Source organism: Streptomyces sp. GESEQ-35 (assembly GCF_017948485.1).
GTDB lineage: Bacteria > Actinomycetota > Actinomycetes > Streptomycetales > Streptomycetaceae > Streptomyces.
The window spans coordinates 42,991-55,761 of record NZ_JAFFSX010000042.1 but is presented as its reverse complement, the minus strand read 5'-3'; the positions used below and the strand labels follow the sequence as shown (position 1 = coordinate 55,761).

At 67.4% G+C, this 12,771-nt stretch carries 13 protein-coding genes; 4 read left to right on the top strand and 9 right to left on the bottom strand.

The annotated features are described in order from the left end of the window. Positions 1-14: 14 nt before the first annotated feature. Complete coding sequence (locus KCH87_RS46235) at positions 15-176, top strand: VOC family protein (RefSeq protein ID WP_247197847.1); 162 nt, start codon at positions 15-17, stop codon at positions 174-176. On the opposite strand, the gene KCH87_RS46230 is transcribed toward KCH87_RS46235, so the two are convergent. Beyond that, positions 173-978, bottom strand: a protein-coding gene (locus tag KCH87_RS46230) for an IS5 family transposase (protein WP_308299081.1) whose coding sequence is annotated in 2 segments (ribosomal slippage) — positions 173-658 and positions 661-978 — 804 coding nt in all. Because the reading frame shifts where the segments join, the coding sequence is not laid out codon by codon here. The two genes, KCH87_RS46235 and KCH87_RS46230, sit on opposite strands and share 4 nt — an antisense overlap. 1,072 nt (positions 979-2,050) lie before the next feature. Between KCH87_RS46230 and KCH87_RS46225 the strand changes: the two genes are divergently transcribed. Further along, the gene (locus tag KCH87_RS46225) at positions 2,051-2,407 is read left to right on the top strand and encodes a hypothetical protein (protein WP_210593990.1); all 357 of its coding nucleotides are present in this window, start codon (positions 2,051-2,053) and stop codon (positions 2,405-2,407) included. A gap of 324 nt (positions 2,408-2,731) precedes the next feature. On the opposite strand, the gene KCH87_RS46220 is transcribed toward KCH87_RS46225, so the two are convergent. From KCH87_RS46220 to KCH87_RS46185, 8 genes are all read right to left on the bottom strand, one after another. After that, positions 2,732-3,973: an amidohydrolase family protein gene (locus KCH87_RS46220; protein WP_210593989.1), complete on the bottom strand. Its 1,242-nt coding sequence runs from the start codon at positions 3,971-3,973 to the stop codon at positions 2,732-2,734. A 182-nt stretch (positions 3,974-4,155) separates the two neighbouring features. Beyond that, positions 4,156-4,599: an Rrf2 family transcriptional regulator gene (locus KCH87_RS46215; protein WP_210593988.1), complete on the bottom strand. Its 444-nt coding sequence runs from the start codon at positions 4,597-4,599 to the stop codon at positions 4,156-4,158. 83 nt (positions 4,600-4,682) lie between these two features. Then, positions 4,683-5,438, bottom strand: coding sequence for a transposase family protein (locus KCH87_RS46210; protein ID WP_210593987.1), 756 nt, complete (start codon positions 5,436-5,438; stop codon positions 4,683-4,685). 624 nt (positions 5,439-6,062) lie between these two features. Beyond that, complete coding sequence (locus KCH87_RS46205; protein WP_210593986.1) at positions 6,063-6,920, bottom strand: sugar phosphate isomerase/epimerase; 858 nt, start codon at positions 6,918-6,920, stop codon at positions 6,063-6,065. A 79-nt stretch (positions 6,921-6,999) separates the two neighbouring features. Beyond that, a complete protein-coding gene (locus KCH87_RS46200; protein WP_210593985.1) occupies positions 7,000-7,221 on the bottom strand; it encodes a hypothetical protein in 222 nt (73 codons plus the stop codon). Next, entirely contained in the window at positions 7,218-8,231 is a 1,014-nt protein-coding gene (locus KCH87_RS46195) for a sugar phosphate isomerase/epimerase (RefSeq protein WP_210593984.1), read from the bottom strand. The genes KCH87_RS46200 and KCH87_RS46195 overlap by 4 nt, the downstream gene beginning before the upstream one ends. Before the next feature lie 11 nt (positions 8,232-8,242). Beyond that, positions 8,243-8,644 carry a hypothetical protein gene (locus KCH87_RS46190; RefSeq protein ID WP_210593983.1) on the bottom strand — a complete coding sequence of 134 codons (402 nt, stop codon included), beginning with the start codon at positions 8,642-8,644 and terminating at the stop codon, positions 8,243-8,245. 78 nt (positions 8,645-8,722) lie between these two features. Continuing rightward, positions 8,723-9,904, bottom strand: a complete 1,182-nt coding sequence (locus KCH87_RS46185) for a Gfo/Idh/MocA family protein (protein WP_210593982.1) — start codon at positions 9,902-9,904, stop codon at positions 8,723-8,725. Positions 9,905-10,114: 210 nt separating this feature from the next. Between KCH87_RS46185 and KCH87_RS46180 the strand changes: the two genes are divergently transcribed. Together KCH87_RS46180 and KCH87_RS46175 are read left to right on the top strand one after the other, a co-directional pair. Then, a complete protein-coding gene (locus tag KCH87_RS46180) occupies positions 10,115-11,152 on the top strand; it encodes a LacI family DNA-binding transcriptional regulator (RefSeq protein ID WP_210593981.1) in 1,038 nt (345 codons plus the stop codon). Between the two features lie 453 nt (positions 11,153-11,605). Further along, entirely contained in the window at positions 11,606-12,700 is a 1,095-nt protein-coding gene (locus KCH87_RS46175) for a sugar ABC transporter substrate-binding protein (protein ID WP_210593980.1), read from the top strand. Positions 12,701-12,771 lie beyond the last annotated feature (71 nt).

The window sequence follows — 12,771 nt, the reverse complement described above, 5'->3', positions numbered from 1 at the left end:
CTCAGCGGATCACGATGCACCTCGACTTCGAGGTCGTCGATCTGCAGGCGGCCGTGGTGCACGCACTCGAACTCGGCGCGCGGGAATCCGGCCACCAGCCGCAGGAAAACGTCAGAGTGATGCTCGACCCGGCTGGTCATCCCTTCTGCCTCTACATGGACAGCAGCAACAGCTAGCAGAGCGAACCGAGTTGTCGGTGGGTGATGAGGCAGCAGGCGATTTTGAGGAACGCTTCGTGGATGTCGGCCCGGCGTTCCCAGCGGATGCGTAGGCGTCGGAAGCCGTGCAGCCAGGCAAAACTCCTCTCGACGACCCAGCGGTAGGTGCCCAGGCCGGTGCCGTGCAGGGTGCCGCGGCGGGCGATCGCGGGCACGATGCCGCGGGCGCGGACCTGATCGCGGTAGATGTCGTGGTCGTAGCCGCGGTCGGCGAACAGCGAGTCCGGCTTATGGCGGGGACGGCCGACCCGGCCGCGGACCGGTGGGATCGCGTCGAGCAGCGGTCGCAGCTGAGTGACGTCGTTGCGGTTGCCCCCGGTCAGCAGGACCGCGAGCGGGGTGCCGTGCCCGTCGGTGATCAGGTGATGCTTCGAGCCGGCCCGGCCGCGGTCGACCGGCGAGGGGCCCGTGTGGATCCCCGTCTTAGCGCCCTGACGTGGGAGGAGTCGACCACGCAGCGCGACCAGTCCAGCCGTGAGGCCGCGTTCAGTTCGGCGAGCAGGACCTCGTGCAGCCGCTGCCACACCCCGGCCTCGTTCCAGTCCCGCCGCCAGCACGTCATGCCCGAGCCGAAACCGAGGCCCTGCGGCAGGTACTCCCACTGGATCCCGGTGTGCAGTACGTACAGGATCCCGCACAGCACTTCCCGGTCCGGGAATGCCTTGCGGCCGGGATACCGGAACCTGCGCTCACGCTGCGGCAGCAGCGGTTCAACGCGGTCCCACAGTTCATCCGACACGATCCACGGTGACGTCCCCACACCGAACCGAACGCTCAACTACCGCCCCAGACACGGCAACCAGGAGCGATCCACCTCATTGTGTTAGCCCCTAAAGAGCGCGCGAGCTCACAGAGGATGCCCTTAGGTCATGGGGACGCATTCACCTCCTCAACGACGCGCAACTCGTCGTCGCAGAGCTGATCCACGGCGCACTCCTGGGTCTCACGCTTCGCGAAGAGTCACCGGCGGAGATACGTGTCCAGCTCCGAACGGTTGGCCACGGCCTGATGATTGAGGCTGAGGACCCACTCGCCGAGTGGGTACCCGAGGTGTACTTGAACGACGGCGAGATCCTCCGGTGATCCTTGGCCGGCATAGGGCGAGCCATGGCGCCACCGGCAACCAGGATCGGGATAACTCCCTGGGACGGGATCTACGAGGTCCAGGTGCTCGCCCGGCGACCCTCTTCGACGATCCGCAATAGATCTCCATCCACGGGAAGCTCGAAGACGTGCGAGATATCCTCCACCGCAGAGCCCACTCCTACTCGCAGCCGACCCACTACCCGCCAGGGACCTTCGTTTCGACGACGTGCCCGTCTGCTGTCCAAGTTGGTCAACAACGCCCGTACAGCTGCCTGGATCTTCCGAAGATGATCACGTAGCTCGACAGTTTCACACTGCGGAATTTGCTCGCCCAGGTAGGAACGCAAGCGCTCGGCAGACTCCACGACTTGCTCCACGTACTCTGCCTCATACGGATCGTAGAGCATCCGGTGATCTTCCAAACGATGCAGAACCTCTCGTGCCCGCGCTCGGTCGGTCCGCACAACCTCCCAGTTCATGGACACACCGGTCAGCGACCCGCCGATAGATGTAAGTCGTTTCTTCCTGTCCCGCTTGCGCCAGAACATCATCACTCGCGTCCCCCTGAGGCCGCTGGACAGCAGCAACCTTGTGATATCCGCTACCGGCAGGTATACCCTCCTGGCCCATGCGACAAGTCGTCTTTGATTCAGACGCCGTCGACCCGTTGGTCGACATACCCGGCGCCTACGAGGCGCTTGAGGCAGCAGTGAGCCGCAGACGTGCTCAGGATCCTCTATACGCACGTGAACATCGACGAGCTAGCCGAGGTACCGGACCTTGATCGGCGATTTGGTCTCCTGCTACTTCTCGTGTCCCTGGGCGAGTTCGTGCCCACGGGAGCCACTGCGGTCGATTACTCACGAGTCAACTTCTGCCGCGTGAGCGACGAGAGCGATGACTTCGAGCTGATGCGCTCGAAGAGCATCAGGCACACGCGGGACGCATTGATTGCAGCGACAGCTCGGTTTGAGCAGTGCGCGCTAGTCACCAACGAGCATCGGCTGGCCAAGCGATCACGAGAGCGTGGGATCGAATTGTTGACCAGTGCTGAGCTACTGAGCCTTTTCCAACCTGCCGTGTCGGTATTGCAGTCGGCGTGACAGTTGAGTGCGACATCCACCTCTTCTTCGTCTTGCGGCCGAACGCGAACGCCTCCTGCGTTGCTGCCACCGCCTTCTCGTCGATCAGAGTCTTGCTCATGCACCGAGACGCAGGGCCTGAGCATTCTCAGCCCTGTCTGCGAGTCAGCTTTCGTCTGGCTGGAAGAAGCGCGGGCAGTTTCCCCGGTCGGCGCAGTCGGTCGAGCAGGCCAGGTCGCGTTGTGCCTGGAGCTGGGCCAAGCGGGTGGTCAGCGTGTGGGTGATGTGCTTATGGGTGGTTTCCTCCCTGCTGTGGTGAAGCGGTGGGAAGACGTCCCGCGACTCCTAGCGTTTGTCGACGGCGAGGCGGCCGTTGAGGATCACCACGCTGAGGTCGCGAAGGTTGCCGATGTCCGCGGTGGGGTCAGCGTTCAGCACGAGCAGGTCGGCGCGCTTGCCTGGGGCCACCGTGCCGAGGTCGGGGCGGACACACTGCCGCGACGCGCTGCTGGTGGCCGCGGCCAGCACCTGGGTGGGCGTCATCCCGGCCGCGACCATGAGTTCGGCCTCTTCGAGGGTGTTGGCTCCGAAGAGGCCCCGGCCGCTGAAGGTGTCGCTGCCCAGCGCGATGTGTACGCCGGCCTCAGCGACCTTCTTGAGATTGCCACGGGCGTCCGGGTGGGCATCGTCGATCCAGAGCGTGGGCGTGTAGGTGGTGCCGTGTTCGAGCATCAGGTCGATGAGCGAGTGGTCGGTGAGGGGCTCGACGGTGACACCGTGCTCCAGGCCGTCCGCCCCCGCCTCGATCGCCTCGCGTGCCGCGGCTTGCTGGGTGGTGTGGACGGTGACCCGAAGGCCCCGCTCGTGCCCGGTCTCGATTCCCGCCCGAAGAAGATCGAGGGGAAGCCGCGCCAACTCGACACCATCCGGAAAAGCGGGATTCCGCCAGAGGTATGCCGGCCCGCCGGAGTGTGCGCAGGCGCCTTCCGACAGGAGTTTGATCGCGTCCACCTTGCGGTCGGCGAGGTGGTGCACCAGGTCGCGCATCTGCTGCACGCTCTCGACCTCTCCCGTGAAGCGCTCGCGCGCCCAGGGGTTGCCGCTGAAGACAGTGGCGGCGGGATGCCCGTCGCGTCCGGTGATACCGCAACCGGTCGCCAACAGCCGCGGGCCCCACAGCGTGCCCGCCGCGATTTCGGCCCGTGTGTCCAGGATTCCGTCCGTCGGATCGCCCACCGACTTGATGGTGGTGATCCCGTGGTCGAGGAACAGCCCGAGCCTTCCGGGAAGCTCGTTCTCCTCGAAGGCACGCATCGAATGCGGATCGGAGACCGCGCGCACGTCGTAGAAGTGGATATGCGTGTCGATCAGGCCCGGCACGACCCATCCTCCGGCGGCGTCCACCTCCTGTCTACCCCTGAGCGGCTCGGCCGAGACGGAAGCGATCTCCCCGCCGTCGATGGCGACGTCGTACAGACCGGCGAGCGCCTGGCGGCCGTCGAAGACATGTGCGCGACTGATCACGAGGTCGAAGGTCGCAGGGGCGCGGGCCTCGGTGCTTGCGATTGCTTCGGATTCCTGGGGCATCGCTCTCACTCCTGGTGCGTCCTGAGCAGGTGTTCGGGCCGTGGTGCTCGCGGATGGACCGTGCGGCCGCTGGTACCGGGAGCCGGAGGGCCCGGAGCGCCACTCCGGGAATGAACTGCAACTCGGGCAGTTACAGTTCGGTCGTGCGTCATGACGCTCGGTGCGCGTGCGTCACTGCTTGGTCAGTGATCCCTCGGTTCGTTGGCGGAGGCCAGAATCTGCTGCAGCAGGCCGGCGATCGTCGTCCTGCCGAGCCGTTCCTCCAGGGCTCGTTCCGCGCTCTGGAACTCGACGTCGAGGAGGTCGCCGATGGTGCGTCCGACCTCGCACGACGTGCTGGGCGGATGCGTGTGCCGCGAGAAGATCTGCCCCTCCTCGACGGCGGCGTACGCGTCATGGAGCGTGATGTCCCGGGGGGTGCGAGCAAGGGACCAGCCGCCCCCGCGGCCCTCGGTGGACCGCACCAGGTCGGCGTCTCGCAAGCGGCCGAGGATGCGGCGCACGAGGACTGGATTGCTTTCAAGGCTGTCCGCGATCTCCGCGGACGTCAGCGAGCCCTCACGCCGGTGCGCCAGCATCGCAAGCGCGTGAATCGCGACCGCGCTCCTACTGCTGAGCCCCGCCATCTCCCGCTCCTGCCGTCGCCACCGATTAACTGGAACCAGGTTAGTTGCAGTTGAATCGATAGGCAACCGAGGTGTCTTAAACCTCAGTTTGAGCAGGTCAGGTGCAGGGTGACGACGACCTGGACGAGGCTGGTGATGCGGGTGGTGGAGCATCGCAGCTTACGCAAGAGCCGCCAGGTCTTGAGGGCGGCCATGGCCTGCTCAACGAGCGCGCGGATCTTCGCGTGCGAGCGGTTGACGGCTTGTTGTCCTGCGGAGAGCGTCTCCCAGCGGCCCCAGTAGGGCGTCCGTATGGCGCCGCGGTAGCCCTTCTCGGCCCAGCACTCCACGTCGGCCTTCTCCAGGGCGTCGACGATGCCGTGGGTGCGCGCGGCCTTGATGTCGTGGACCGCGCCGGGTGGCGCAAGTGATGCCCACAGCAGCCGCCCCGCAGGATCAGTGATCACCTGCACGTTCATGCCGTGCTTCTTGTGCTTCCCGGAATAGAAGGGCCGGTCGGCGGCGATCCGGTCGATGGGCAGCAGCGTGCCGCCCAGGATCACGAATGCCTTGGTGGAGGCGGTCTTCATCGCTTCGGCGAGGGTCGGTGCGAGGGAGGCCAGCACTTCGATGGCCTCGGCGACGTACCGGTAGGCGGTCGTGGTGCCGACGCCGAACCCGGCGGCGAGCTGGGCGTAGGTATGACCGGAGCGCAGGTGCGCGAGGACGAGCAGGGCCTGGCGGCCCGCGCTCACGCGACGCCAGCGTGTTCCACGTTCCTGGCGGCACGCCCGCAGGCGAGCGGAAAGGTGGCGGAGGGTCGAGGTGGACACATCGACGCCGGACGGGTGGACAAGCACGCGGAAGCTCCCGGCGGGACGGTGAACTTGATCATGAATCCGTTTACCAGGAGCATGTTCATGTCCGGACACCGCCCCACCCAACTCCCCGCCCGTCCGGTCAGGTTGGAAAAGGCTCACTGGCTGAGTTCGACTTCACCCTGCCCGTACCCAACCCCTCCGCTCCCGCAACGACCACATCTGCGCCCATGTAGATCCACTAGGCCGGGCGCTACGCGCCTCATGGCTCAAGGAGATCAACGGCACGACTACCAGCCTTCTACGAGGCTCTGGTGACGCGACAGACCCCATATATAGGGAGAGGGCGTCTCACACATTTCTCACGGACCGACTCGCACCGTCTCACCTCCCAGGCCGCTGACCTGGATGTTTACCGGACTCCCTGGACTGTGTGGACGGCTCTGACCTTGTGCTCAGCCTGGGGGGCAAGGGGTCGCAGGTTCAAATCCTGTCGTCCCGACGGTGTTCATCAGCGGGTCTGCCGGAAACGGCGGGCCCGCTGGATGCGTTCGGGTGACACGTGACGGCTGCGTGATGGCGACCCACGGCTGCCGGCTCGATGATCGTTCTGACGGTTCCGTAGGGCTCGGCATGGTGTGTCGCTCGACTGGCGGCGCGGCAGAGTCACTTCCAGGTGGCCAGGTATTCGTTGATCTTCTCCCGCATGAACACGGAGGATTCCTTTGCCTTCTCCTCCCAGGCGAACACGCAGGCGGTGAGGGTGCCGTCGAAGCCGCGTGCGTTGAGTTGGCGGAAGAGCTCGTCGAAGTCGACCTCACCCTCGCCCATGTTCAGGTGTTGATGGATGCGTGCCGGGGTGCCGGGCGGGTTGAGGATGTAGCGGTTGCCCGAGGATGCGGTGTGGTCGAGGGCGTCCGCCAGGTGGACGTGCGTGAGCAGGTCCCCGGCGTACTCGATGATGCCGGCGGCATCGTTGCCGATGTGGAAGGTGTGCGGAGCGCAGTAGAGGAAGCTGACGTTGGAGTGGTTGATGCCGCGGATGAAGTTGATGGCGTCGTAACCGTTCTCGATGAAGTCGTCCGGATGCGGCTCCAGTGCGACGTGGATGCCCTCGCGCTCGAACAGCGGCAGCAGTTCCTCCAGCGACTTCCAGAACTGTGCCTCGCTGCGGTCGGCGTCCTCCGGGCGGCCGTTCAACTCGGAGATCATGCTGGTGACGCCGAGGTCCGCGGTGATCTGGATGGCGCGCTTCCAGTACCGTACGGCGGCCTGACGGGCGTCCTCGTCCGGTCCCGACCAGCGGAACAGAGGCAGGACGGAGGAGACGCCGACCCCGGCGGAGTCCAGGGCCTTGCGGAACTTCGCGACGGTGCCGTCGTCGACGCGCGGGTGGCGGAAGAACGGAATGAAGTCCTCGCGCGGCGACAGCTCGATCCACTCGTAGCCCAACTCGGCCACAACGGCGGGCAGTTCGAGCAGCGGGACGTTGCGGATCATGTACGGGTCCAGGGCGATCTTCATGGTGAGTGCTCCTTGGTCTCATCGGCTCGGGCGCGAGGGCCGGCGGAGCCGTTCCCGGGGGGTAACGGATGGCTGTGGGTCAGTGGGTGCGCTTCGCGGTGAAGTCGGCGATGGTGTCGATGCGGCCGAAGCGTTCGGTGATCGCGGCCACCGCGTGCTTGAGCGCGTCGGCCTCTGTCACGTCGGTAACGAGCACCTGCACGCGCTCGGCGTCAAAGCCGGCCACGGCCTCTTGCAGCGGCTCCGGGTGACGGCCGAGGATGACCCGGCCCTCGTAGGGGTAGCCGGCCCACGCGATCACGACCGCAGCGACTCCTTGAGTGCTGCGTCGGCTGCCTTGAGCACTTCGGCGGCCACGGCGACGCCCTCGACGGGACCGAGTTCGGTGTCCTCGTGCTCGATGTTGACCAGCATGTCCGGGTCGACCTCATGGAGGGCGCGCAGGAACTCGGTCCAGTAGGCGACGTCGTGCCCCTTGCCGAGGGCGACGAAGTCCCAGGAGGACGCCTTGGGCCACTCGTTGGCCCATTCGTCGCCGCCGAGGTTGGTGCGCGCCTCGTCGGGCGACAGGCGTCGGAAGCTGTTGTCGAGCACTCCGTTGAGGGCGGCGTGCCCGGGGTTGACGCGGACGTCCTTGGCGGCGGCATGGAAGATCAGCTCGCCCAGGTGGCGGACGACCTTGACGGGGTCCATCTGCTGCCAGAACAGGTGGGAGGCATCCAGCTCGACGCCCACGTTGGTCGCGCCGCTGAGGTCGATGAGCTTGTGCACGTCGGCGGAGTTGAACACGACGTTCTGCGGGTGCAGTTCCAGGGCGATCTTGACGTCGTGGTCACGGGCGAGGCGGTCGGTCTCGCGCCAGAAGTCCGCGACGATCTTCCATTGGTGGTCGAGCACGTCCAGGGCCGCGGAGTTCCACGCGTTGACGATCCAGTTCGGGCGGGATGCGCCTTGCTCCCCGCCGGGCAGGCCGGACATGGTCACGACACGGTGCTGTCCGAGCCGCTCGGCCAGGCGGATGGAGCGGCGGATGTCTTCGGCGTGCTTCTCGCCGATGGAGGGGTTCGGGTGCAGCGGGTTGCCGTTGGCGTTCAGGCCGGCGATGGAGACGCCAGTGCCCTCGAAGAGGCCGAGGAAGTCGTCCCGGGCGGCGTCGCTGACGAGGATGTCGTCGAAGGCCGGCACATGCACAGCCGGCAGGAAACCACCGGTGTTGATCTCGATGCCCGTCAGGCCCAGATCGGCGATGACTTTGATCGCGTCCGGCAGCGGCCGGTCGTGCAGGATCGCGTTGTAAAGTCCCAGCTTCATCTTGTGTTTCCTCAGGCCTTCTCGATGGTGGAGGCGGTGCTGTCGGTGGGCGCGGAGTGGGAGGCGCCCTCATGCCGGAGCACGTTGGGCAGGGCGTGCTTGAAGCCGGCGTTACGCGGGAGGGAACCGTCGCGCACGTCCTGGCCGTGCTTGACGGGAACCTCGGGGTCGGGGCGGAGCGGGTCGCCGTTGCAGTTCAGCGCGGTGAGCGTGACGCCGTACTCGGCGAACCGCCCGAGGCACTCCTCCCGCGCGGCCCGGCCGGCGCGGATGTCGGTGATGGGCAGGTGCGGGGCGGGCAGGAAGCCGCCGGAGTTGATCTCCGCGCCGGTCTGTCCGAGCTCGCGCAGCACCGCGAAGGCCTCGGTCACGGGCGTGTTGTGGAGGACGGCCGGGTAGGCACCCACCCTCATGGAAGTTCCTTCTGTCGGGGAGCTGTTGGGGAACTGTTGGGGGAGCTGTTCGGCGAGGGGGAGCCAGGTCGGGGCGGGTCACTGGACGGTGACGGCCTTGCCGTCGGCGTCGGCGGAGGCGACGATCGCGTCGATGACGCGTAGGTTGTGCAGCCCGTCGGCGAGGGTGGGGCAGGGCGGCAGCCGGTCCAGGCCCGCGATCTGCTCCAGGAAGGCCCGGGCCTGCCAGACGAAGAACTCGTGCTGGCCGTGGCCGACGCTGGGGAAGTCCATGGGCAGGCCACCGGCGATGTAGGGGTGGCCGGGGCCGGCCACCACCCGCCGGTAGCCGTCCAGGGGGGCGGAGGCCGCCGAGTCGGCGATGGCGAATTCCGCCGGACGTGACAGTTCGAAGGTCGCCGCGCCGCCCTTCGAGAACACCTCGAAGCCAAGGGAGTTGGCCAGACCTGGGGCGATGCGCGAGACGGAGAAGGTGCCGACGGCGCCGGAGGCGAAGGTCGCGGTGAAGGTGGCGATGTCCTCGTTCTCGACCGGCTCACGCTCCTGGCTCACCTGTACGTCGGCCGAGTGCCCCACGGCGGTGCCCAGCGGCACGGGCCGCCGGCCCACCTGGGTGGACAGGACGGCGCCCTGGACGCTCTGCACGGGACCGCAGAAGTATTCGCCGAGGTCGACGAGGTGGCTGCCGATGTCGGACAGTGCCCCGGAGCCGGGTCCGCCCCGGTAGCGCCAGCTCATCGGTGCGTCCGGGTTGTGCCCGTAGTCGCACCAGTAGTGCCCGTTGAAGTGTTGGACGGGCCCGAGTGAGCCTTCCCGCACCTGTTGCCGGATGGCGTTGATGGCGGGGGAGCGGCGGAAGGTGAAGCCGGTCGCGGCCACCAGGCCGGTGCTCTCGGCGGCCCTCACCATGGCTTCGGCGTCGGCCACGGTCGGCGCGAGCGGCTTCTCGCACAGTACGTGCTTGCCCGCCGCCAGCAGGGCCTCGACGATCTCGCGGTGCAGGGGGTTGGCGACCACGATGCTGACCGCGTCGATGTCGTCGGCCTCGACGATCGCCCGCCAGTCGATCTCGGCCCGCTGGTAGCCGTAGCGGCGGGCGGCGTCCTGGGCGAAGGGCTCGTGGGCGTCTGCGACGGCGACCAGGCGCACCTCGGGCAGCCCGGCGCCGTACAGAGTCGCGGCCTGCCGGTAGCCGTTGAGGTGGGCCCGGCCTGCCATTCCGGCTCCTATGACAGCTACCCCGATAGGCCTTGTGCTCATGGGATTCCTCTCCGGCGGGGGCGCCGTGGCTAGCGGCGTGGGACGGACTGGGCACCGCTCCCGGTCGGGAACGGGCGAACCGAGCGCTAGCGAACCGGGCCCTGTCGGGGTTTGGCCGGCCAGGTCGATTAAAGCGCTTTAAGTGCTGGTACTATCAGCGGCGTCACAGACAGATGTCAAGGGTGTTGCCACAAATCCACGGGAGGTCGTGTGGACGAGCGCGGCTCCGCTGCCCCCGCGGGTGGCAACGGCGCGACTCAGCGTCCCCGGCTGGAGGATGTCGCCGCGCGCGTTGGCCTCTCGACGGCCTCCGTGTCGCTGGTGCTGCGCAACGTGCCCGGCCCCAGCGAGCGCACCCGGCAGCGCGTCCTGAAGGCGGCCGCCGATCTCGGCTACCGCCCCGACCGCACCGCCAGCGCCCTGGCCAGCAGACGCAGCCGGCTGCTCGGTGTCATGATCGACGTCCACAGCGCCTTCCAGGCCGAGCTGGTCGAGCACCTGCACACGGCCGCCGAGGAGGTCGGCTACGACCTCGTCCTGAGCACCCAGACCCGGACCCGCGACGAGAACGCGGCCGTCGAGACGCTGCTGGCCTTCCGCTGCGAGGCGCTGATCCTCCTCGGCCCGGTGGCCCCTGCCTCCGTGCTCGCCGACCTTGACCGCAAGGCGCCGGTCATCTCGGTGGGTCGCCGGATTGCCGGGGCCGATCTCGACGTCGTACGCAGCGCCGACGACGACGGCGTCGGCCAGATCGTCGACCATCTGGTGGGCCTCGGTCACCGCGCGATCGCCCATGTCGACGGCGGCAAGGGTGTCATTGCCACCGACCGGCGCCGGGGCTACCGGGCCGCCATGCGCCGCCATGGTCTCGACGAACAGATCAGGATCCTCCACGGGGACCTCACCGAGGAGGCCGGCGAGAAGGCAGGTCGACACCTCCTCGACGACGGCGATCTGCCCACCGCCGTAGTCGCATTCAACGACCGGAGCGCCATCGGCCTGCTCACTGCCCTTCGGGGAGCCGGGGTCGATGTCCCTGGCACCGTCTCCGTCGTCGGCTACGACGACGACACCCTGTCCCGGCTGAGCTGCTTCAATCTGACGACCGTCAGCCAGAACGCCGAGGAACAGGCCCGTCAGGCCGTGGCGGCTGTCGTCGAACGCCTCGACCAGGGCCGCACCGCACCCCGCGAGATCGTCCTCGCCCCCTCCCTCGTCGTACGGGGAACCACAGCGCAGCCGAACTGATCGCGTCGGGCCGCTCGGTGCGAGGTGGCCGTGGCGTGCCTCGTCAAATGCGGGGCGCAGCAGCACAGGCGGCAAATATGTGGCCGTTGCAGCTTTTCATCGGGCAGACAACGGCACAGCGTGCATTTGTGAGCAGACCCTTGACACGTTTCCGAAACACAAGCATGCTCTGGCCACCGCTTAAAGCGATTTAAAAGATCGCGGAACCCCTATCCACCACTCAGTCCGGCGTTGCCGTGATCGGTGCCGGGACACCCCCGCGACGAGCCGCTCTGCTGGTCTCCGACGTCTCAACGCCCGCCCAAGCGCACAGCCGGTGCTGCGGACGTGCCGGTCTTCCCGCGTATTCCCGCGGCCCGTTCGTGCGCACCCACCGTCGCACCGCCACACCCCGAGAAATGCCTGGCCCGGTCACGCCCCTGACCGGCATCACACGAAGGAGCACCCCAGCACATGGAACGCACTCAGATCGGCCGGCCGCTGCTCGGCCGTCGCCTCTCCAGAAGGGCCCTGGTTGCGGTGAGCGTGCTCGCCGCGGCGGCGACCGCGCTGACCGGGTGCGCCAGCGGCAAGGCCACCGACGACAGCGCCGGGCAGTCGACGGAGCCCGCCGAGGGCGGATCGACGTCCGGCACGCAGAGCAACGGAAAGAACTCCATCTACGTCATCGGCGGCAAGTCCGACGACCCGTTCTTCTCCGCGGTCAAGCGCGGAGTCGAGGACGCGACGAAGTTGGTGAAGACGGGGGGCGGCAAGGTCACCTACCTGGGCCCGCAGAACTACGACAACCTCGGCCCGGATGTCGCCAAGCTGACCTTGACCGCCATATCGCAGAACCCGTCGGCGATCCTCGTGCCGGACTGGGTGCCCGAGAACCAGGACTCCGCGATCAAGCAGGCCATCGCCAAGGGCATTCCGGTGTTCATCTACAACTCGGGTGGCATCGACGCGGCCAAGCGGGTCGGCGCCGTGAAGTACATCGGGTCGGACGACTACGAGGCGGGCAAGGCCGGCGGCGCCAAGTTCGCCGAAGACGGCGCCAAGAACATCCTGTGCGTCAACACCGTGCCCGGCTCGGCCAACCAGGAGGCCCGCTGCAAGGGCATCAAGGACGGCGCCACGAGCAAGGGCTCCTCGTCCAAGCAACTCCCCCTGCCCTCCTCCAACTTCGGCAACCCGTCCGCCGTCACACAGGCGATCAAGGGCGCGCTGCTGCAGGACAGCAGCATCGACGCCGTGGTGACGATCGGCGTCGGGGACGCCGACAGCGCCGCCGCCGCGATCAAGCAGGCCAATGCCGGTGACAAGGTCAAGCTCGGCACCTTCGACCTCTCGCAGAGCCAGCTCGACCGGATCAAGGCCGGCAACCAGCTGTTCGCCATCGACCAGCAGCCCTATCTCCAGGGCTTCTACGTCGTGTCGATCGCCAACCAGTACCTGTCCTACGGCGTGCTCCCGCCGCAGAACCCGATCCTGACCGGCCCGCTCCTGGTCACCGAGGACAACGTCGACGCGGCGATCGCCGGTGCCAAGGCCGGCGTTCGCTGATTCACCCGCAGGTGCCGGGTCCGGCCCGGGTCCGGCACCTCTTCTCCTCGAGCTTCGCCTCGCACCACATC

What these genes read in the sequence shown, in the direction of transcription:
- KCH87_RS46195 (WP_210593984.1), bottom strand. Translation starts at nt 8,231, where the DNA reads ATGAAGCTGGGACTTTACAACGCGATCCTGCACGACCGGCCGCTGCCG.
- KCH87_RS46175 (WP_210593980.1), top strand. Translation starts at nt 11,606, where the DNA reads ATGGAACGCACTCAGATCGGCCGGCCGCTGCTCGGCCGTCGCCTCTCC.
- KCH87_RS46190 (WP_210593983.1), bottom strand. Translation starts at nt 8,644, where the DNA reads ATGAGGGTGGGTGCCTACCCGGCCGTCCTCCACAACACGCCCGTGACC.
- KCH87_RS46185 (WP_210593982.1), bottom strand. Translation starts at nt 9,904, where the DNA reads ATGAGCACAAGGCCTATCGGGGTAGCTGTCATAGGAGCCGGAATGGCA.
- KCH87_RS46220 (WP_210593989.1), bottom strand. Translation starts at nt 3,973, where the DNA reads ATGCCCCAGGAATCCGAAGCAATCGCAAGCACCGAGGCCCGCGCCCCT.
- KCH87_RS46215 (WP_210593988.1), bottom strand. Translation starts at nt 4,599, where the DNA reads ATGGCGGGGCTCAGCAGTAGGAGCGCGGTCGCGATTCACGCGCTTGCG.
- KCH87_RS46205 (WP_210593986.1), bottom strand. Translation starts at nt 6,920, where the DNA reads ATGAAGATCGCCCTGGACCCGTACATGATCCGCAACGTCCCGCTGCTC.
- KCH87_RS46235 (WP_247197847.1), top strand. Translation starts at nt 15, where the DNA reads ATGCACCTCGACTTCGAGGTCGTCGATCTGCAGGCGGCCGTGGTGCAC.